Source organism: Archangium gephyra (genome assembly GCF_042230915.1).
In the GTDB taxonomy this organism is placed as follows: Bacteria; Myxococcota; Myxococcia; order Myxococcales; family Myxococcaceae; genus Archangium; species Archangium gephyra_B.
The window spans coordinates 3,375,511-3,396,841 of record NZ_CP102578.1; the positions used below are offsets into that span (position 1 = coordinate 3,375,511).

At 72.9% G+C, this 21,331-nt stretch carries 5 protein-coding genes and 1 pseudogene; all 6 read right to left on the bottom strand.

The window, feature by feature from the left end:
- Positions 1-20: 20 nt before the first annotated feature.
- Positions 21-1,658, bottom strand: coding sequence for an FAD-dependent monooxygenase (locus NR798_RS13655; RefSeq protein ID WP_375771897.1), 1,638 nt, complete (start codon positions 1,656-1,658; stop codon positions 21-23).
- On the bottom strand, positions 1,655-2,455 hold the full coding sequence (locus NR798_RS13660; RefSeq protein ID WP_375771898.1) for a hypothetical protein: 801 nt from the start codon (positions 2,453-2,455) through the stop codon (positions 1,655-1,657). Before NR798_RS13660 ends, NR798_RS13655 begins: the two co-directional genes overlap by 4 nt.
- Entirely contained in the window at positions 2,452-13,647 is an 11,196-nt protein-coding gene (locus tag NR798_RS13665) for an SDR family NAD(P)-dependent oxidoreductase (RefSeq protein WP_375773759.1), read from the bottom strand. The genes NR798_RS13660 and NR798_RS13665 overlap by 4 nt, the downstream gene beginning before the upstream one ends.
- A 327-nt stretch (positions 13,648-13,974) precedes the next feature.
- Positions 13,975-19,239: pseudogene (locus NR798_RS13670) on the bottom strand (SDR family NAD(P)-dependent oxidoreductase); the annotation flags it as partial.
- A gap of 124 nt (positions 19,240-19,363) precedes the next feature.
- Positions 19,364-20,464: a sterol desaturase family protein gene (locus NR798_RS13675; RefSeq protein WP_375771899.1), complete on the bottom strand. Its 1,101-nt coding sequence runs from the start codon at positions 20,462-20,464 to the stop codon at positions 19,364-19,366.
- 63 nt (positions 20,465-20,527) lie between these two features.
- The gene (locus NR798_RS13680; RefSeq protein WP_375771900.1) at positions 20,528-21,145 is read right to left on the bottom strand and encodes a TIGR02265 family protein; all 618 of its coding nucleotides are present in this window, start codon (positions 21,143-21,145) and stop codon (positions 20,528-20,530) included.
- Positions 21,146-21,331: the final 186 nt, after the last annotated feature.

Consider the following 21,331-nt stretch of genomic DNA (forward strand, 5'->3'; position numbering starts at 1 on the left):
ACCGCCCCGTGGCCGGCGCCTCACTGGAGGATGGCACCGAAATACGCATCCAGGCTCTCGGGCGCCTCCAGGGGGAAGCGCGTGGCGATGTAGGCGTCGGGACGGATGAGCACGCAGCCGGCGCCACGGGCTCCGAGCGCCAGGTGGGCCCCCCGGTGCGGATCGCTCCAGGCCCGCCCCAGGCCGTGGGCGTCGAAGTCCGGGGGCGTCCTCCCCTCGAAGATGAAGTGGAGATCCAACCAGTCTCCATGGCGCGCGCGCGCGCGGGTGCCCAGCGCCCGCATGGCGGCTCCGTCCGGCTGCCCGCCGCTCAGCACCAGCAGCGTGTGGCGCTCCGGCCGCAGCAGCGCGTAGAGCGGGAGGCGCCGCTCCGCGTCCAGGGTGAAGTGCGGGGCGCGATCTCCCGGCAGCGCTAGCTCGTTGCCGAAGGCCTTCCGGGCCGTCCGGACACCGCGGCCGTCGAAGGCCGGCTGCACCGCCGGGCTGTGGCGGTAGTGCAGGCCGAGCTGTGACGTCCGCAGCACGTTGTCCAGGTTCTGCCCGGGCAGGTTCAGCAGCCGCAGCCGCTTGCGCGCCAGGTAGCGCAGGACGGGGTTGGCGCCGAACACCAGCCGGGTGAGCCGGTTGTTCTCCTCGAACATCGAGAGCGCGGCCGCGTGGCGCTCCACGTGGTAGCTGTCCAGCAGCCGCTCGCTCGCCCTGCCCAGCACGCCCAGCCGCAGCTTCCAGGCCAGGTTGAGGGCGTCCACCACGCCCGTGTTGAGGCCCTGCGCGGCGATGGGCGTGTTCACGTGCGCCGCGTCACCGGCCACGAAGACGTGGCCCGCACGGTAGCTCGTCACCAGGAACTGGCTGGGGTGGTAGTTCGTCAGCCACAGCGGCTCCTCCAGCCGCCAGTCCCCGAAGCCCAGCGGCGTCATGATGCGGCGGAACTCGTCGAGCGTGGGATCCTTCCCCTTGTCCGGCGAGCCGGGCGGGCGCGCGGAGATGAGCCGGTAGTAGCCGTCGCCGAGCGGCAGCACCACGAAGGGGATGCGGTCGAGGATGTAGCCGTGGCGCTCGTCGCGGGGCAGCGACATGTTGGGGATGCGCACGTCGGTCATGATCCAGTTGTCGGAATGCCGCTCGCCGGTGAAGCCGAGCCCGAGCACCGCGCGCACCCGGCTGCGGCCTCCATCGCAGCCCACCAGGTAGCGCGCGTGCACCACCTCCCGGGCGCCGTCCGCGCGGACCAGCTCCGCGGTGACACCCGAGGCATCCTGGCGGAGCTCCGCCAGCTCGGTGGCGCGCTCCACGCGCACGTCCCGCGCCTCCAGGACCCGGGCGAGCTCGCGCTCCGTCTGGCCCTGGTGCAGGTGCAGGTAGAAGGGGAACTCGCTCTGGAGCCGCTCGTAGCGCAGCACGGAGGCGCGCTCGGTGCCCACGTTCATGTTCATGCGCCCGGTGGGCACTCCGGCCTGGACGAGCCGCTCCGCCACGCCGAGCAGTTGGAAGAGCTCGAGCGTGCGCGGCTGGAGGGTGACGGCCTTGGACTCGCCGGAGAAGGAGGGCGCCTTGTCGATGAGGCGCACGCGGAGGCCCTGCTGGTGGAGCGCGAGCGCGAGGCTGAGCCCCGTGGGGCCCGCTCCCGCGATGAGGACGTCCGTGGAGGGGGTCACGCCCGCGCCTCCACCGCCTGCTCCCGGGGCAGGCCGGAGAGGAAGGTGAGCCGCGAGCCCAGGAAGCCCGGCAGGTAGCGCGTCTCCCAGGTGTAGCTCTCGTGGCCGTCCACCTCGCGGATGAGCGCCTCCCACTCCTCGGGGTGGTAGGCCCGCAGGTGCGAGACGATGCCGTCGAAGAAGAAGCACAGCGAGCCGACCGGCGCCACCGCGCCCAGCAGCGTGCGGCGCAGGCTCAGCGGCCGGATGCCTCCCACGCTGAAGTAGACGCTGAGCAGCGGCGCCGCGGCGGAGAAGCGCAGGATGGACAGCAAGTCCCGCTGCACCGGCTCCATGAAGACGATGGGCTGCCGCTTGGCGACCGCGTCCGCCAGGATGCCGCGCACCATGGGGGCCTCGAAGTGGTGCACCGCGTTGACGATGAGGCGCAGGCCCGTCAGGTGCTCGGGCACGTTCAGCACGTCCACGGACGCGGGCTCGTGCGTCAGGCGCCCGCCGCTCTCCTGCTCCTTCTCGCGGAAGCTCTCGAGCGAGGGGAACTTGTCGGAGAGCACGATGTTGAGATCGTCCCGCTTCAGGTGCCTGGAGAGGGCGAGCATGAGGCCCCCATCTCCAGCGCACAGGGCCTGGATGGTGCGGGTCCCCGCCCGGTCCAGCACCTGGGAGATGGCGTCGAAGCCCGCGTCGTAAAGCCGGAGCTGGACGGCCATGTGGTGGAGCTGCTCCATGAGCGTCTTGCGGACGGGCGTGGGCAGCCAGGGCATGTCGTTGAATTCGAAGAGGTGTGCGCGGTTCACGGTGCTCTCGGGGTGGAGGGGAGGGGGGAAGGGGACAGGGCCGCGGCGATGCCTCGCAGCAGCCAGTCGCGGGATGGGTCCGTGCGCAGGAAGAAGTGGCCATCCTGCGTCACGTGCTTGTGGAAGGCGCCCGTGGTGAGCGCGCGCCAGGCCTCCGAGCCCTCTTCCGACACCCGGTCATCATTGGCGCCGTGGAAGACGGTGACGGGGAAGGAGAAGGGCGGCTCGGCCTGGTAGCGGAAGCCCTCCATCAGCTTGAGATCGGCCAGCAGCATGGGCAGCAGGGCGCGTGCGAAGCCGGCGTCCTTGGCCGCCATCGTCCGGCCTTCTTCCGTGCTCATGAGGATGTCGAGGAGCGGTCCGATGGGCTCCAGCTCCCAGGGCCGCGGGATGCCTGGCAGGCCGGCCTCGCGGAAGCGCCGCCGCACCGACTCCAGGAACGGCCCGGGCGCGAGCACGGGTGCGTTGGAGCCACCCACCAGCAGGTGCTGGGGCTGGGGCAGGCCGCGGGCTCGCAGCCGGCTCGCGGTGAGGGAGGCCAGCAACGCGCCGAGGCTGTGCCCGTAGAAGGCGAAGGGCTGATCCAGCCTCGGGAGGAGCGCGGCCTCGAGCTGGGACAGCAGCGGCTCGAGTGAATCGAGGGGCGCCTCGTGGATGCGGCCCTCGCGGCCCGGGAGCTGGATGGGCCAGACCTCGATGTGCTCGGGCAGCCGGTCCCAGCCCAGGTAGAGCGAGGCACCGCCGCCTCCGTAGGGGAAGCAGAACAGGCGCACGGAGGGCTTCTCGCGGCGCACCACGTGGGCGAACCAGGAGCCCGCGGAGGGCTCCCGGGGCGGCTGCTCCGCGGTGGCCGGGGCACCCCCCGGGGCCAGCTCCCGCAGCAGCGACGTGGCGAGCTCCTGGATGCTGGGGCCCTCGAGCAGCAGCTCGGCGGAGACGTGCAGGGACAGCCGCTCCTGGATGTCCTTGCGCAGGGCCAGGCCGGTGATGGAGTCGAAGCCCAGGTCTCGCAGCGGCACCGCGCGCGGCACAGAGCCCCGCTCCATTTCGAGGTGATGCGCCGCGCGCTCGGCCAGGAAGTCCTCCACGGTGGCCCTGTCCACCCCCGTGTTCCGCCGGGGGGGCTCATGGGCCGTGGACGCCGGGGTCGGAGCGGGAGGGCGCTCGTGCAGGGCCTGTTCGAGCGCCTCCACGCGGCTAGCGCTCAGCCGCTGCACCCGGTGCCCCCGGGCCTCGGCCACGAGATTCCCCTCTCCGTCGAAGAGGCGGAACCAGCCGGAGACCCGGCCGCTCGCGTCGGGTGGCTCGGGGAAGGCGATGTGGCAGTGGAGCGTGCCGTGCCGCGGCGCCTGGTGGAACTGGAAGTGCTCCCAGCCCACCACCATGAAGCGCATGCGCTCCTCCAGCCAGGCGGCCCCCGCCACCGCGAAGAGCTGCGCGCAGGCATCGAGGATGCCCGGGTGGAAGCCCAACCCCGCACGCTCCGCCGGGACGACGCTGGGGTCATGGCGGAAGCGGGCCAGGGCCTCGCCATCGCGGAAGCGGACCTCCTCCACCCACTTCACGCTCTCGCCGAGCTGGAAGGTGAGCGCGGCGAGCCGCCGGTAGAAGGTGTCGCCGTCCCAGACGAGTCCTCCCTCCATCCGGGGAAGGCCCCGGGGCCCGGCCGGCGCGGGCGCCGCGGAGTCCAGCCGCGCCTGCACGTGGAGCGTCCACTGGCCGCGCTTCGGGTCGAGCCCGTGGAGGCTCAGCTTCGACGTGCCGTCCTCTTCCGGCTCCACCACGAGGCGCACCTCGCGCTCCTCGCCGGGCGCCACGTGCAGGGCGACCAGGTAGCGCACGTCCCTCAGCGCATGGGGCTTCACGCCCAGGTGCTGGTGCGCGGCGCGGGCCAGCAGCTCCTGGTGGTGGCCGATATGGGCGATGCCGTGGTTGTCGGCGAGGTCCGGCAGGCGCGCGTGGCTGAAGCGGTAGGAGAGCTCCCGCTCGCGGCGCGGCGAGGCCAGCGGCGTCCCGTCGAACACGCTGCCCGGGGCGCTCTCGGCCTCCTGGGGAGGACGCAGCCAGTGGGCCTTGCGCTGGAAGGGGTAGGTGGGCAGCGGCCGCGCCGGGCGAGGGTGTCCCTCGGTGAAGCGGCGCCGGTCCGGGGTGAGTCCCAGGGTGTAGAGGCGCGCCACGCAGGTGAGCAGCGCCTCCCAGGGCGAGCGCGCCGGGGTGAGGGCGAGCCAGGCCGTCCCGGTGTCTCGCGCCGCTGGCGGCACGCTGTCTCCCAGCATCACCACCACCCGGCGCTCCCGGGAGTCCAGTCCGCTCAGGGCGGCGCTCCACTCGCCTGCCGGAGTCTGGGGGGCCTCCCAGGTGGAGGGAGCCGCCGCGGCCCGGGCGTCGAGGGGCGCTCCGGCACTCGCGCGTAGCAGCCGCAGGCGTGGAGCCGACAGCCGGCCGGGCTCCAGGCTCACGGCGCCCGTCAGGCCCTGCCCGTGCAGGACGCAGCGCAGGGCGTCCCGGAGCTCCATCACCCCGGCCACGTGCGCGGCGGTGAGGAGCCCCCGTCCATCGGCCAGCAGCGCGTCGGGCGCGTAGCCCCAGTGCGCCAGCAGCGTGAGCAGCGCATGCCGGGAGCAGAAGGCGGCGGCCGGGCCCCCCACCTCCCGGGGGGACACGCCCAGCAGCTCCGCCGCCACGGAGGCACTCTCGTCATGGGCCCGCGCGAACACGGGCTCCACCGCATACAGCGCTTCCTTCAGCGCTGCGAGCCCGTCTTCGTGGGGCAGTGCGAACGCCAGCCGGGGGGCTCCGCCCTCGACGGTGCCGCGCAGGACGCTCCCGTGCTCACGCCCCTCGGCGAGTGCCTCCAGCCCGGCGAGCAGGGTGGGGCGATCCGCGGCCACGAGCGCGGCGCGGTGCTCCAGGTGGGCGCGCTCCGCCATCGCCGCCGCGCACAGGCTGGCCAGGGTGTCCTCTTCCTCCTTCACCAGGCGCTCCCTCCAGGCGAGGGCCAGTTCCCGGAGCGCGCGCTCGTCCCGGGCGGAGAGCGGCAGCAGGTGGATGGGGCGCGAGGCCGTGGTGGGCTCCGGGCCTGGCGGGCTGGAGCGTGGCGCGCGCCGGGTCGCGGACGGAGCGGGGGGCTCGCCCACGAGGAGGTGGACGTTGGTGCCCGAGAAGCCGAACGCGCTCACTCCGGCCACCCGCCGCTCGGCTTCCCAGGGCCCGGTCTCCCTCGGGAGGCGCGCGCGCAGGCGCTGCAGGCGGATGCGCGGGTTCACCTGGCGCAGGTGCACCTGCCCCGGGATGGCCCGGTTCTGCAGGCACAGCACCGTCTTGATGAGGCCCGCGACTCCGGCCGCGGCCTCCAGGTGGCCCAGGTTGGCCTTCACCGCGCCCACCGTGAACTCTCCCTCGGACTCCTGGCGCTGGCCGTACACCGCGCCGAGCGCCTGCATCTCGATGGGGTCGCCGAGCGCGGTGCCCGTGCCATGCGCCTCCACGAAGGAGACCTGTCCCGGCTCCAGCCGCGCCGACTCCAACGCCTTGCGCAGCAGGGCCTGTTGCGCGAGCCCGTTGGGCACGGTGAGCCCGCTGCTGGCGCCGTCGTGGTTGGCCGCGGAGCCCAGCAGCACGGCGAGCACCGGATCTCCATCGCGCCGTGCATCGGACAGGCGCTTGAGCACGATCATGCCGCAGCCCTCGGCGCGGCCATAGCCGTCAGCCGAGGCGTCGAAGCTCTTGCAGCGGCCGTCCGGGGCCAGGGCACGCAGGCGGCACAGGGAGATGAAGGTGTAGGGCGACAGCATCAGGTTGACGCCGCCAGCGAGCGCCACGTCGGACTCGCCGCGCAGCAGGCTGTCGCACGCCAGGTGCACGGCCATGAGCGAGGACGAGCACGCGGTGTCCACCGTCAGCGCCGGCCCCTGGAGCCCCAGCCGGTGGGCGATCCGTCCCGAGGCGATATTGGCCGCCACGCCCGTGGCCGTGTAGGCGCCGAACTGCCGCACGTCCCGGGGCAGCATCCCGTACTCGGCGCCGCACATGCCCACGAACACGCCCACGGGGCTGCCCGCGAGCCCGTCCGGCGCGAGCCCGGCGCGCTCGAGCGCCTCCCAGGAGACCTCGAGCAGCAGGCGCTGCTGGGGATCCATCTCCGCCGCCTCGCGCGGGGAGATGCCGAAGAAGCGCGCATCGAAGAGGGCGGGCGTCTCGCGCAGGAACCCGGCCTGCCGCACGTACAGGGTGCCGGCCGCCTCGGGATCGGCGTTGTAGAAGGCGTCCATGTCCCAGCGCCCTGCGGGCACCTGGGTGATGGCATCCCCGCCCTGCACGAGGAAGCGCCACAGGGCCTCGGGGCTGTCGCAACCCCCGGGGAAGCGGCAGGCCATGCCCACGATGGCGATGGGCTCCCGGACAGGAGCCGTATGGGTGGAGGACACGGCCACGCGCGGCGCCGGGGCCACGGGAGCCTCGACGACGGGAGCCTCGAGGACGGGGGCTTCGGCCCGGGCCTCGAGGGGGGACTCCACCGCGGGGCGGGAGGAGATGCCGAGCCGCTGGACGATGGTGTCGCGGGTGCCGTGGAACACGACGCGCTGGCTGCCTCCGAGTGCCAGGCCCTGCTCGAAGGTGGCGAGGCCCAGCGAGGTGGGCAGCGGGGTGAGGCCGGCGCGGCGCTCCATGAAGCGCAGCGTCTGGGCGTCCACGCGCATGCCGCCCTCGGCCCACAGCGGCCAGTTGAAGGACACGGTGCGGCCGTGCCGCTCGCCGCGCGCCCGCCGGGCCTCACGCTCGGCCGCGAAGGCATCGAGGAAGGCATTGGCGAAGGCGTAGTCGCTCTGTCCCACGTTGCCGGTGATGGCGGCCGTGGACGAGAACAGGGCGAAGAAGTCCAGCGGCAGGCCAGCGCACGCCTCGTCGAGGTGCAGCGTGCCGTGCACCTTGGGCCCCAGCACCGAGGCCATCTGCTCCCACACCTTGGCCACCACGAGTGCGTCGCGCGTCGCGCCCGCGGCGTGGATGACGCCGTGGAGCGTGCCCAGGCGCTCGCGGGCCTCGCCCACCACGCGGAAGGCCGCGCCGCGCTCGCTCACATCGCCGCGCAGGTACACCACCTCCGCACCGGCCGCGCGCAACCGCTCCAGGCGCTGCTGGCGGGCCGCGTCGAGCTCACCGCGCCCGGCCAGGGCGATCCTCGCCTGGACCGAGTGGGCCAGGTGCTCGGCCAGGAGCAGGCCGAGGCCGCCAGCGCCGCCGGTGATGAGGTAGGCGCCGCCCTTGCGCAGGAGCGAGGGGCCCGGTGTCTCCGACATCAGCGCGCTCAGCTCGCGGACCTGCCGCCGCCCCGCCACGTAGCGGACCTCGAGCTCGTTGCTGGCGCTCTCGGCCAGCAGCAGCCGGGCCAGGGCCTCGGGCTCGCGCGCCTGGGCGTCCAGCGCCAGTGTCTGGCAGGAGAGCCGTGGCGTCTCCAGCCCGAGTGCCCGCGCGAAACCGGCCACTGCGGCATGCCGCGCAGGTTGCAGCCCGTTCACGAGCGGGTAGACGTAGCCCAGGCGCACGGAGCCCTCGCCCTTCTGGGCGAGCAGGCCCTGGGCGAGGCCCAGCATCTGCGCGAAGCCCCGGGTGGGCTCCTCTCCCGTGCCCGTGCCGAGGGCGCCCAGGTGGAAGAGGTGGCCGGGCTGGAAGCCGCTTCGCGAGAGCGAGGCGAGCAGTTGCTCCACCTGGCGCGCATCCGCCGGATCCACCTCGAAGCCAGACGCCGTCTCCACGAGGCGCTCACCCAGGCGGGCGAGGCGCACCGGCGCGTCGAGTCCGCGGGCCTGGAGCAGCTCGCGCAGGGCCCGCGCGTGGGCCTCCTCTCCCCCGAGCAGCAGGACACCCCGGAGGGCGGCCGCCGGGGCGGGGGCGAGCGGGGCCTCGCGCCACGTCTGCCGGGCGAGCACCAGCTCTCCCTTGGACTCCTCGCGGGCCGGCGGGGGGGCCTCCTCCGCCGCGCTCTGGAGGGGGAGCCGCTCGAGCAGGAAGGCGGCCAGGGCCTGGAGGTTGGAGTGGTCGAACGCGAGGGTGGGGTAGAGCTCGAGGCCGAGCGCGTCCTCCAGCAGCTCCACGAGCTGCGTGGCCTGCACGGACTCCATGCCCATGTCGAAGAAGCCCTGGTCCGGCTCCGGCCGCATCGAGGGCGGATAGGCGAGGATGCGGGCGACCTCGTCTCCCAGCAGGCGGACGAGGAGCGCGTGCCGCTCGGCCTGGGGGGCCCCGGCCAGTTGCTCCCGCATCGTCCGGCCGCGTCCCTCGTCCCGGGTGGGGGCGGGGGTGGGGCTCACCGGCCCGGGCGGAGGCGTGGGCGTGGGCGTGGGCGTGGGCGGAGGCGTGGGCGTGGTTTCAATCCAGAAGCGCTCCCCGGCGAACGGGGCGGTGGGGAGGTGGAGGCGCCGGGGCTGGCGTGCCGGGTAGAGCGCCCGCCAGGGCCACACGGTGCCCTCCACCCAGGCGCGGGCGATGGCCTCGTGCTCCCCCTTGGTGACGAGCTCGCGCAGGGCGGACTCCGAGGCCTCCGCGGACGCGGCGCGGGACTCCGTGAGCGTGCCCGAGAAGAGGCCACGGGCCTGGAGCGCGGACGACTCTCCGTCCTGAGCCAGCCAGGTGCACAGCCGCTCGCGGCAGGAGCCGGCGTCCCCGGCCACGAAGGCCAGGCGCGCGGGCATGGCCTCGCGGCCCTGCTGGAGCGTGAAGGCGAGGGACTCGAGCTCGCCCGCGTCCCAGTCTCGCCGGGCGTCGAGGAAATCGAGGAGGCGGCGTGCCTGGGCGCGGAGCCGCTCGGGCGTCCGGGCGGACAGGACGATGATGGCGGGCTGCTCTGGCGGGGCGCTCGGGGCGTGCCCACCCTCCCAGGACTCGAGGACGAGGTGCACGTTGACGCCGCCCGCGCCGAAGCTGCTGATGCCCGCGCGCAGGGGCTCTCCGGGGCGGGCCTTCCACGGCGAGGCCTCGCGCTGGACCTGGAAGGGGGTGCTCGCGAAGTCGATGTGCGGGTTGAGCCGTCCACCATGGATGAGGGTGGGCGCGAGCCGCCGGTGCCTCATCTGCAGGAGCACCTTGTGCAACTGGGCGATGCCCGCGGCGGACTCCAGGTGGCCGATGCTGGCCTTGACGGAGCCGATGGCGCAGAAGCCCCGCTCCGGGGTGTGGCGGCGGAACGCGTCCGTCAGCCCGGTGAGCTCGATGGGATCTCCCAGGCTGGTGCCCGTGCCGTGGGCCTCCACATAGGAGATGGAGCGGGCGTCCACGCCAGCGCGCTCGAGGGCGGTGAGGATGACCTCGGTCTGCGCCACCGGGTTGGGCACGGTGTAACCATGCGTCTTGCCGTCGTGGTTGTGCGCGCTGCCCTTGATGACGGCGTGGATGGCGTCACCATCGCGCAGGGCCAGGGCCAGGGGCTTGAGCAGCACGGCGCCCACGCCCTCGCCGGGGACGTAGCCGTCGCCTCCCTCGGCGAAGCTGCGGCAGCGGCCGTCGCTCGAGGCGAAGCGGTTGGCGCACAGCATGACGTACTTGCCCGGGTGCAGCGACAGGTTCACCCCTCCGGCGATGGCGAGCTCGCACGCACCGGAGCGCAGGCTCTCGCAGGCCAGGTGGATGGCGTTGAGCGACGACGAGCAGGCGGTGTCCACCGTGAGGCTGGGGCCGCTCAGGTTGAGCGTGTAGGACACGCGGTTGGCGATGGAGAAGGTCTGGGTGTTGAAGGGGATGCGGTTGCCCCGGGCCCACTCCTGCGCGCCGAGCAGGGCGTACTCATTATAGGTGACGCCCACGAACACGCCGACGGGGGCGCGCCGGTCTCCGGCGTCCTGCCGCGCGAGGCTCAGCCGGGTGTGGCCCGCGTCCTCCAGGCACTCCCAGGCCGTCTCCAGGAAGAGCCGCTCCTGCGGGTCCATGTAGCGGGCAATCAACGGGGAGATCTGGAAGAAGGCCGCGTCGAAGCGGTCCACATGCTCCAGGAAGCCCCCCCACTTGCTGTAGAGGGTGCCGGGCCGGCGCGAGGAGGGCTCGAAGAAGGGGCGGTAGTCCCAGCGCTCGGTGGGAATCTCCACGATGCAGTCACGCCCCGTCTCCAGGTTGCGCCAGTACTGCTCCAGGTCGCGGGCCTGGGGATAGCGGCCGCTCATGCCGATGATGGCGATGTCGGCGGGTCCGGACGTGACACGCGGCGCGGTGACTCGAGCCGGGGCGCGGGGCGGCTCCTCGCGGGGCGCCTCCACGGGCACTTCGCGCGGAACCTCGGGCGGTGCCTGGGGCGCGGGGGCCTGGAGTGTGGCGAGCATCCGCCGTACGGGCTCGCCGTGCTCCTCCAGCAGGTAGGAGGCCAGGTCCGCGAGGTTCTTGTATTTGAAGAACAGGGTGACGGGGAGCTTGCCGAACGTCGCCTCGAGCTGGTGGTGGAGCTCGGAGATGAGGATGGAGTTCATCCCGTAGCTCTCGAAGTCGGCGGTGGGCTGGATGGAGCCGGGCTCGAGCCGGGCCGTGGTGGCGAGGGCCTGGGTGAGGTAGCGGACCGTGGCGGCGTGGACGTCCCCGGTGGCAACCGGCGCCTCGGGCCGCGGCGACGGCGCGGGCGAGGGCAGGGGCGTGAGCACCTCGCGCGCGGTGGAGCGGGAGGTGAAGACGCGGTCGGCGGGAGCGGGCAGCAACCAGTGCCGGGTCCGGGCGAAGGGGTAGCCGGGGAGGGAGACGCGGCGGGGCTGCCGGCCGCGGTACAGCCGCGACAGGTCGGAGAGCGCTCCGCTCACCCAGAGCCGGGCGAGCCTGTCCAGCTCTCCGCCCGAGATCAGCGCCTCCAGGAAGGCGGCGCCCGCGTCGCCCTCGAGCAGTGCCTGCTGGGCGTGCGACGAGCCGGCGGTGCCGGTGTGGACACCTTCGGCGGAGCCTCCCGCGAGCCAGTGGCCCAACCGGGTGGCCAGCTCGTCGAGCCCCTGGACGACGGTAGCGAGGCGGGCCTCCAGCAGCTCGCGGCCCGTGGAGAGCGTGAAGGCGAGCTCCTCCAGGTGGGGGCGCGTGGAGTTGCCCAGGGCCTCGTGCAGCAGCGTGGCGGAGGCTCGCAGCGACTCGGAGTCCCGGGCCGACAGCACGACGAGTTGGGGACGGCCGGGGCTCGGCGCGGGGCGGGGCGGTGCGCGGTACTCCTCGAGGACGACGTGGGCGTTGGTGCCGCCGAAGCCGAACGAGCTCACGCCCGCGCGCCGGGGAGCCTCCACGCCGTTGGCCTCGAGGAGCGCCGGCCAGGGGCGCGTGTGGCCGTTGACGTGGAAGGGGCTGCCCTCGAGCCTCAACTGGGGATTGGGCGTCTGGAAGTGGAGGCTGGCGGGGAGGGTGCGGTGGCGCAGGGCGAGCAGCACCTTGAGGACGCCCGCGATGCCGGCGGCGGTCTCCAGGTGGCCGATGTTGGTCTTCACCGAGCCGAGCGCGCAGTGGGACTGCGTGGGAGCGGGCCGGCCCCACTGCTGGTAGAGCTGGGAGAAGGCCTTGCGCAGCCCGATGACCTCGATGGGGTCTCCGAGGCTGGTGCCCGTGCCGTGCGCCTCGATGTAGCCGACGGTGGCCGGGTCGATGCCGGCGTCCTGGTAGGCGGCCACGAGCAGCTCGGCCTGGGCGTTGGGGTTGGGGGCGGTGAGCGCGTTGGCCCGGCCGCCGTGGTTGATGGCGGTGCCCCGGATGACGGCGTGGATGGTGTCGCCATCGGCCTCGGCCCGGGAGAGGGGCTTGAGCAGCAGCGCGCCCACGCCCTCGCCGCGCACGTAGCCGTTGGCGCGTGCGTCGAAGGTCTTGCAGCGGCCGTCCTCGCAGAGCATGCCCGCGCGGCTGAACGAGAAATAGAGGTGCGGGCTCAGCAGCAGGTTGACACCGCCGGCGAGCGCCATGCCGCACTCGCCCTCACGCAGGGCCCGGACGGCCTGGTGGATGGCGACGAGGGAGCTAGAGCACGCGGTCTCCACCGGGAGGCTCGGGCCGTGGAGGTCCAACAGGAACGAGAGGCGGTTGGGCAGCACCGAGTGGGCCCTGCCCGTGGCGGAGTGCGCGTCCGCGGGGAGCCCGAAGTCCCGCAGCAGGTCGTGGTAGTCGGTGGTGCCGATCCCCACGAACACCCCGGTCTTGCTCCCGGCGAGGGAGGTCGGGCGGTAGCCGGCGTCCTCCAGGGTGTGCCAGGCGGTCTGGAGGAAGAGGCGGTGCTGGGGGTCCATCAGCGCCGCCTCGCGAGGGGTGATGCGGAAGAAGGCGGCGTCGAAGTGCTCGACCCCGTCGATGAAGCTGCCCCACTTCACCTGGGTGCGATCCGGCTCGCTCAGCGGATCTCCCTGGACGGCGCGCCAGTCCCAGCGCGCGGGGGGAATCTCCTCGATGAGATCATCCCCCTGCTCCAGGTGGCGCCAGAAGGTGTCGAGGCCGGCCGAGCGCGGGAAGGTGCCGCTCATGCCGATGATCGCGATGGGCTCGGAGGAGGTGGAGCGGGAGGCGGGCCGGGACTGAACGGGCTCGGGAGCCGGGGCCGGGGCCGGAGCGGTAGCCGGCGTGGGAACGGGAGCCGGAGTGGGAACGGGAGCCGGAGTGGGAACGGGAGCCGGAGTGGGAACGGGAGCCGGAGTGGAGGCCGGAGCCGGTGGAGGGGACGCCTCGGCGGGGAGCCGGGAGGCGAGGGCCTCGGCGTGGTGGGTGAGCAGGTGCTCGACGAGGGCGCCCAGGCTGTCGTGCTCGAAGAGCATCGCGGCGGTGATGTCCACGCCGAACGCGTCCCGGAGCGCGCTCGCGAGCCGGGTCATGGAGATGGAGTCGAAGCCGAAGTCGCGCAGATCCGTGGTGGGGTCCACGTCCTCGATGTCCATCTTGAGGATGGAGGCCGCGAGGCTGACGACCCGGGCCTGCACCTGTGCCCTCATGGAGGAGGAGGACGCGCTGGGAGGCGCGGAGGCGTTGGGAGGAGGCGCGGAGGGGGTGGCCACTTGCCGCGTGGGCGCACCGGCGAGTGACTGGCACAGGGAGCGCAGCGAGGGGTGCTCGGCGAGGTGGCTCGGCTTGAGCTCCAGGCCGAGACGTTGCGACAGCCGGCCGCACAGCATGGTGGCGGTGGCGGGCTCGAACCCGAGCTCCTCCAAGGACATGTCGAGGTCCACGGCCGTGCGGCTCAGGGAGAGCAGCTCGGCGACGATGTCCACCACGGTGTCCGTGGCGGAGGGCGCGGACCCCGAGGGTGCGGACCCGGAGGGCGCGGCTTTAGAGGCCACCGGGGCGGGCGGGGGTGGCTCGCGCAGCGCGAAGGCGCGATCGATGGCCGCGAGGTCTCCCTCCACCACGGCGAGCACGGGCTCGGTGGAGCGGAGCGCGCGGGGAAGGAAGTCGAGCCCGGTCTCGGTGCGCAGGGGCTTCATGCCGAGCGTCCGCAGCAGGTGTTGCTCGGTCTGCTCGTCCACGCGCATGCCACCCTCGCGCCACAGGGGCCAGGCGATGGACAGGGAGCGCCCGCTGCGCTGGCCCTCGCGGACCTGCTCGGTGCGCCTGCGCGCGAAGGCATCGAGGAAGCGGTTGGCGAAGGCGTAGTCGCACTGCCCCACGTTGCCGATGAGTCCGGCCAGGGAGGAGAAGAGGACGAAGAAGTCGAGGGGCAGCAGGCGGGTGGCGTGGTCCAGGTGGAGGGCGCCGAGCACCTTGGGCCGGAGCACATCGGCCACGTCCTCGACGCGCTTGCTGGCGAGCATGCCGTCGCGCAGCACGCCGGCCGAGTGGATGACGCCATGGAGCGCACCGAAGCGGCCCAGCACCCGGGTGACGAGCACCTCGGCCTCATCGCGGCGGGAGACGTCCGCCCGCAGGTAGAGGGCCTCCGCGCCATGGGCGGACAGGGCCTGGAGGCGGGCGCGCATCTCCGCGTCCTCCTCGGCCCGCCCGGCGAGCACCAGCCGGGCCTGGTACTTGCGGGCGAGGTCCTCCGCGAAGAGGTGTCCGAGCCCGCCGCGTCCACCGGTGATGAGGTAGACGCCCTGGTGCCGGAGCGCGGGAGCCGGGCCGTCCCCGGGCAGCTCCAGCCGCTGGCGGCACAACCGCGCGCGGCCGGTGCGGCCGAGGCGGATGAGCTCATCGTCCTCTCCCGGGCGGGTGAGCTCCGCGAGCAGCAGCTCCGCCGCTGTAGCCGGGACGCGCACCGTCTCGTCCCCGAGGGACACGGCGCGGAAGCGCAGCGCGCGGTGCTCGCGGTTGACGGTCTTGCAGAACCCGGACATGGCCGCGTGCTGGGGATGAGACACCTCGTCCCCGGGCCACACCCAGAGCAGCTCCAGGCGGGGCACCGGCCGGCTCTTGAGCCAGGCGCGGGTGAAGTGGAGCAGCGTGTAGAGCCCCTGGGAGAGGTCCTCTTCCAGGGCGGACTCGCCGGGCTCGCCGGGCTCGAAGACGCGCTGCCGGGACCAGCCATGGAGCGCGGCCGCGGGCATCACGCCGTCCTGGCGCAGCGCCTGGAGCAGCCGCTCCATGTCGTCGGGCCGGGCCGGGGCGATCTCATAGACGCCGTCGCCGAGCGCGCGGAAGCCGGTACCCGGCCGGACGAGGAGCACGGGGACGCCGGCCCGGGAGCGGAGCGCGTCGCGCAGGGCGGTGCCGTGGTCGAAGAGCAGGATGGGGCCGGTGGGGGCGGTGGGGGCGTACGTGAGGGGCTCGGGCACCCAGGCTTCGCCGATGACGCGCGTGCCGCCGCGCGAGGGGCCCGGCAGCTCGCGGATCGCGAACCCCTCCAGCCGGACGAGTGGCGCTCCGTCCGTGCCGAGCAACTGGATGTCGAAGGACTCCACGTCCTCGCGCCGTGACTTGCGGACGACGTGAGCGAGACACTCGGTGGGCAGCGGCTGGTGCAGGTGGACCGCGCCCAGCGAGAAGGGCAGCCAGGTGCGCTCGCCGTCTCCGGAGGGGGCCTCGGCGAGCAGGCCGATCACCGCTTGCAGGGCTCCATCGAAGAGGGACGGCGGGAGCGTCATCGCGGGGGAGGACGCGGCGGCTTCGGGCAGACGCAGCTCGGCGAGCGCCTCGTCCCGCCCGATGTGGAGCGCGCGCAGGGGCCGCATGGACTCGCCGTACTCCAGGCCACGCGCGGCGAGGGTGCGGTAGCACGCCTCCGAGGACAAGGTCCGCGGGCAGCGGGCCCGGAGCACCTCGGGGGACGAGCGGGGCCCGGTGTCGCGTGAGGGCTCGCCGCGCACCAACTGGCCCTGGGCGTGGAGCGTGCCGCCAGCCCCGGTGAGCTGGAACTGGAGGTGCTCGCCCGCGGGCCGCAGCTCGAGGGACACCTCGAGGGCAGGGCCCTCGGCGGTGGGGACCACGGGGCGGAGCCAGGTGATGTCACGCAGGGCCTGGATGGCGGGTCCACCCGCGAGCCGCGCGGCGGCCAGGGCCATCTCCAGACACACCACTCCCGGCAGCATGGGCCGCCCACCGATGCGGTGCTCGGCGAGCAGGGCCTCTCCGGCGGTGAAGGAGGTGGTGAAGCGCACGGCCTCGAGGGTGGAGGTGTTGTGGCCGAGCAGCGGGTGCACGCGTCCCGGGGTGGTGGGCGTGGCCTGCTCCGAGCGGGGCAGCCAGTACGAGCGCCGGGAGAACACATACGGGGGCAGGGGCGTGCGCCGGGGCGTGCCCTCGGGGTAGAGCCGCTTCCAGTCCACGTCGGCGCCTTCCGTCCACCGCGCCGCGATGTCCCGCAGTGCCGCCATGTCCACGCCGGGGATGGGCGCGGGGCTCGCCTTGCGCTCGGGACGGGCCAGCCCCTGGAGCACCTGGCCCGGCTCGCTGCGTCCCTCGAGGTAGCGCTGGAGCTGCGTGCGCAGCGCGTCCAGGCTCGGAGAGATCAGCGCCAGCCGCGCGTCCATGGGCTCGTTGCGCGTCTGGAGCGTGTAGGCGATTCGTGCGAGGTCCGCGCGAGGACCCGGGGAGTCCGGCGAGGCCTGGCGCTCCAGGAAGCGCAGGAGCCGCTCGGCCTGGGGCCGGAGCTGCTCCTCCTTGCGCGCGGACAGGACGACGAGGCGGGCACGCTCCTCGGTGGGAGCCCCCTGGCGCGAGCCCGGGTGCTCCTCGAGGATGACGTGGGCGTTGGAGCCTCCCGCGCCGAAGGAGCTCAGCCCGGCGCGCCGGGGCGCGGGCCGTCCATCCGGTGTCCTGGGCTCCGGCCACGGGCTCGGCTCGCGCTGCACGCGAAAGGGCGTGGCCGTGAAGTCGATGTACGGGTTGAGCTGCTTGGCGTGCAGGGAGGGCACCAGCCGCTGGTGGCGGAACTGGAGGAGCACCTTGGTGAGGCCGGCGATGCCCGCGGCGGCCTCCAGGTGGCCGATGTGGGACTTGACCGAGCCGAGCGCGCACGTCCACGCGGGGGGCGTCCTGCCGTTGAACACCTTGCCCAGCCCGGAGAGCTCGATGGGGTCTCCCAGGCTGGTACCGGTGCCATGCGCTTCGATGTAGCCGAGGCTTCCGGGCTCCACGCCCGCCCGGGCGAGGGCCTCGGAGATGAGCGTGGCATGGGCGTCGGGGTCCGGGACGGTGTAGCCGTTGGCACGGCCCCCGTGGTTGACCGCGGTCGCGCGGATGACGCCGTGGATGTGGTCCCCATCGGCCTCGGCCCGGGACAGGGGCTTGAGGAGGACGGCGCCCACGCCCTCACCGGGCACGTACCCGCTGCCGCCCTCGCCGAACGCGCGGCAGCGCCCGTCACTGGCGAGCATCCGGTTCTCGCCCAGGAACAGGTACTTGCTGGGGTGGAGCATGAGGTTGACGCCGCCCACCAGGGCGTGCTCGCACTCTCCGCGCCGGAGGCTCTCGCAGGCCAGGTGCAGCGCGGTCAGCGAGGAGGAGCACATGGTGTCCAGCGACAGGCTGGGCCCGTGGAAGTCGAAGAAGTAGGAGACGCGGTTGGAGATGGAAGAGGCGAACGACATGGGGGCGAGCGGGTTGCCCTTGAGCGTCTCTTCCACTCCCAGCAGCGCGTACTGCCCCCACATGACTCCCACGAAGACGCCGACCCGCCGGCCCTTGAGCGCCTGGCCCGCGTAGCCCGCGTCCTCCAGGACGTGCCAGGCTGTCTCGAGGAACAGCCGCTCCTGGGGATCCATCAACTCGGCTTCCCGCGGGGACAGGTTGAAGACGCGGGGCTCGAATTGATCGATGCCCTCCAGGAAGCCGCCCCACTTGAAGGCGCTCGTCCCGCGGTCCCAGCGCGAGCGGGGAATCTCGGTGATGCAGTCCCGGCCCGCCTGGAGGTTGTCCCAGAACGTCTCCAGGTCCTCGGCCATGGGGTAGCGGCCGGCGAGCCCGATGATGGCGATCGGCTCGGAGGGCGGAAGGGCCGCCGGGGACGGGCTCGAGGCGCGGGGGGGCGCCGCCTCCGGGGCGGGGGCCGGAGTGACTGGCGCGGGAGCGGAGGCGGGGCCCTGGTGTTCGCGGGCGAGCCGCCGCGCGCTCTCGGCGTGGTGCTGCTCGAGGTAGGCCGCGAGCTCGGTGGGGGTGCTGTGCTCGAAGAGCAGGGTGGGGTAGAGCTTGCAGTCGAGGTCGCGCTCCAGCACCTGGACGATGTGGAGCAGATTCGTCGAGGCCAGGCCCTGCGAGTAGAAGTTCTCCCCGGGGTCGAGTGTCCCGGGCTCCACGCCCAGCTCGGTGGCGAGCAGGTGGCGCAGGTAGCCGAGGACGCCGGAGTCCCGCTCCCCGGCGGCCGGCGAGGAGGGGGCAGGGGCCGTGGGAGGGGCCGCGGGAGCGGGAGGGGCGGCGCGCTCGTCGCTTCCGGGTTGCCGCAGCCGGGAGATGAGCGCCTCGGAGCGGATCCGCTTGGTGGAGAGCTTGCGCATGGACGCGAGGCGCTCTCCCTGGGGCGAGTAGAAGTCGATGTCGCTCAGGAAGAGATCGTCCGCGACGAGGCCGGTGCTCGACTGCCGCACCTGGACGAACACGCGCTCGCCCAGGGGCCGGGCGGCGCGGAACGACTCGATGTGGATGGGGATGAACGGTTGCCGGGCCGCCTCGGGCCGCTGCTGCAGCAGGTAGAGGAAGGGCACCAGCGTGGAGCTGTCCAGGTGCGCGGGGTGCAGCAGGAAGTCGTCCAGGTACTCGCGCCCGAGCGTCCCCAGGTGGAAGGCCGCCAGCACGCTCTCCTCGCCGAAATAGAGCCGCCCCTGGCCCTTCATGAACTCGAAGTGCTCGATGGACACGCCGCGGGCGTAGGCATAGGCGTCGTCCGCGTCCGAGGTGCGCCGGGCCCGCTGCATCAGCGCTTCCACGTCCAACCGCCCCTCGAGCGGTGGCCGCCCCATGAGCAGCTCGCAGCGGAAGTTCTCGGTGGACGTGCTCCCGGCGCCCTCCTCCGCCTGGAGGGGCCAGCTCCGCGCCGTCACCTGCCAGCGCAGCCCCTGGGCGTCCTGGGGCGTGAAGCTCAGGCGCACCTTCCTGTCGAACCGCTCCGTGGTGGCGATGGGCTCGATGAACAGGATGTCGCGCAACTCGGCTTCCGCGATGTCGAACCCCCTGTCCCGCAGGGCCCGGAACACCATGTCGAGGAACACCACCCCCGGCATGATGCGGACACCATGGACCCGGTGGTCTCGGAGGATGGGGTTGTCATTCTGGAGGATCGCGCTGCAGGTGAACGTCTCGGGGGTGCGGAGCACGGCGTGAGTCCTGTTTCTCGGCACGGCCGGCCATCGGCTCCGGCACATGGGAAGCTGGCGCCCGGCCTTGGCGCGGGCGAAAAGTCCGGGGCGACTGCAAAATTCGTGCGTGGCGGCCATCCTAGTGCTCGGAAGAGCACAGGGGGAGGGCTGGCGCGGGGAATTGATGTTTCTCAGGCAACAAGAAGTGGGAGCGGGTGTTGCCTCGGCGTCCACACTCCGCTCGGGCGCGAAGCGGCGGAGGCTAGAGCGCGGCCACCACGAGGGGGGCCACCGCGAGCCGCACCGCCTCGACCGCCGGCCCCCAGCGTTTGCCCTCCAGCACGCCGCCCAATCCACCCAGCGACGCGAGGAACCACCCCGCGAACGCGAGCCGCCCGGGCAGGGGCAGCGTGCGGCTCCGGAAGAGGAACAGCACCGTGACGGCCAGCGTCAGCACGCCCACCACCGCCACGTAGAGCGCCACCCGGCGCGAGGGGCTCACCTCGAACCGGGGCCGGCCCGCCACGGCCTCGGTGGACGCGGCGGCCACTTCTGGCGGGGACCACTCGGGTGGCATGAGCCACACCTTGAGCTTGTCCCACGCGCGGGGCGCATTCCTGGCGCGCTCCACCAGCTCACCGAAGGGCGCGAAGGCGGCCACCAGCGGGTTGAACGTGCGCACGGGTTTGACGGTGCCGTAGGTGATGCGCTCCTCCTCGGGCTCGAAGGTGCCGAACAGCCGGTCCCAGAGGATCAGGATGCCGCCGTGGTTCTTGTCCAGGTAGCGGCCGTTGCAGGCATGGTGCACGCGGTGGTGCGAGGGCGTGACGAGCACCCACTCGAGGGGCCCCAGCTTGCCGATCAGCTCGGTGTGCACCCAGAACTGGTAGAGCGTGTTGAGCGCCGCCGCCGTGGCGAACATGGCCGGGGGAAAGCCGATCCACGCGAGCGGCAGATAGAAGAGCCGCGAGACGAGTGGCTGCAGGGGCCCCTGCCGCAGGGCCACGGCCAGGTTGTAGTCCTCGCTCTGGTGGTGGGGCGCATGGGCCGCCCAGGCCAGGTTCATGCGGTGCGAGGCGCGGTGGAACCAGTAGTAGGCGAAGTCGACGCCCAGCATCAGCACCGTCCACGCCAGCGCCGAGGACGGGGAGATGTCGAGGAGCCGGTACTGGAAGACGGCCAGGTAGGCGCCCGCGAGCAGGCCCACCGCCACCGTGGTGAAGACCGTCTGCGCGGCCCCCAGCGAGAGGTTGGCGAAGACATCCGGCCCCCGGAACACGCGCCGGCCCTGGAGGCGTCCGCACAGCCATTCGACGCCCATCAACAGGAAGAAGAGGGGGATGGACAGCGTGATGAGATCCATGGCGAGCGCTCCTCCCGGCGAGTCTCGCACGACTCGCCGGGGAGCGCTCCAGCCACCGGGACTTCACTCCCAGGTGAAGGTGACCTCGCTGTCGAGCCGCGACGTCTGCCAGCTGCGCACGCCCACCAGGGTCGCGCCCCCGAGCTCGAGCAGCGTCTCCACCATGCCCGCGTAGTACGCGTGCGGCATGAACTCGCGCTTGAGGATGACGCGGCCGTGCTTGGGCCCCATCCAGTCGATCACCTGGGCCCCGTAGTTCATGGACGCCTTATGGGCGGAGGGCAGGCTCTCCACCAGCCGCTTCGGGTCCTTCCGCGAGAGCATCAGCAGCATCTTGCCGGCCGGGGTCCCCAGGAAGTCCATGGTCGCGTTGCGGCCCAGCTGCCGCATCGCCGTGTCGTAGCTTCCGCACCGCGCGAGCAGCGAGGGCATCGCGAGGGTGAGGAACTGCAGCGGCAGCGCGGCGGGGTAGTTGAAGGCGTCCACCAGCTGCTCATGCCCGCTGGCCTCGAGGCAGCGCTTCGCCACGGCCTCTCCGCCCAGCGCGCGGATCGACTTCAGCATGCCGTTGAGGAACATCCCGCGCACGGTGTCCTGCGGGGTGCACTGCGACATCCGCGTTCCGTAGTCGTGCTGCCAGTCGAACGGCGCCTGGGTCCACGAGAATTCCACGCTCTGCATCTGTCCCTCCAAGATGTATGGGCGGTAGCGCCCCCTCCGTGCCCATCACGTCTGCCTTTATAAGGAGGCTCGTCGGGTGATGCTGTGAATCGGCTCACAGGTTTCGTGGATTCTTCGTCTGGCTTTATGGGTTTGCCTTGGAAAGCCAGCCGTTGCGTCTTTCAGGCTTGCACTGGCTTTCCGGAG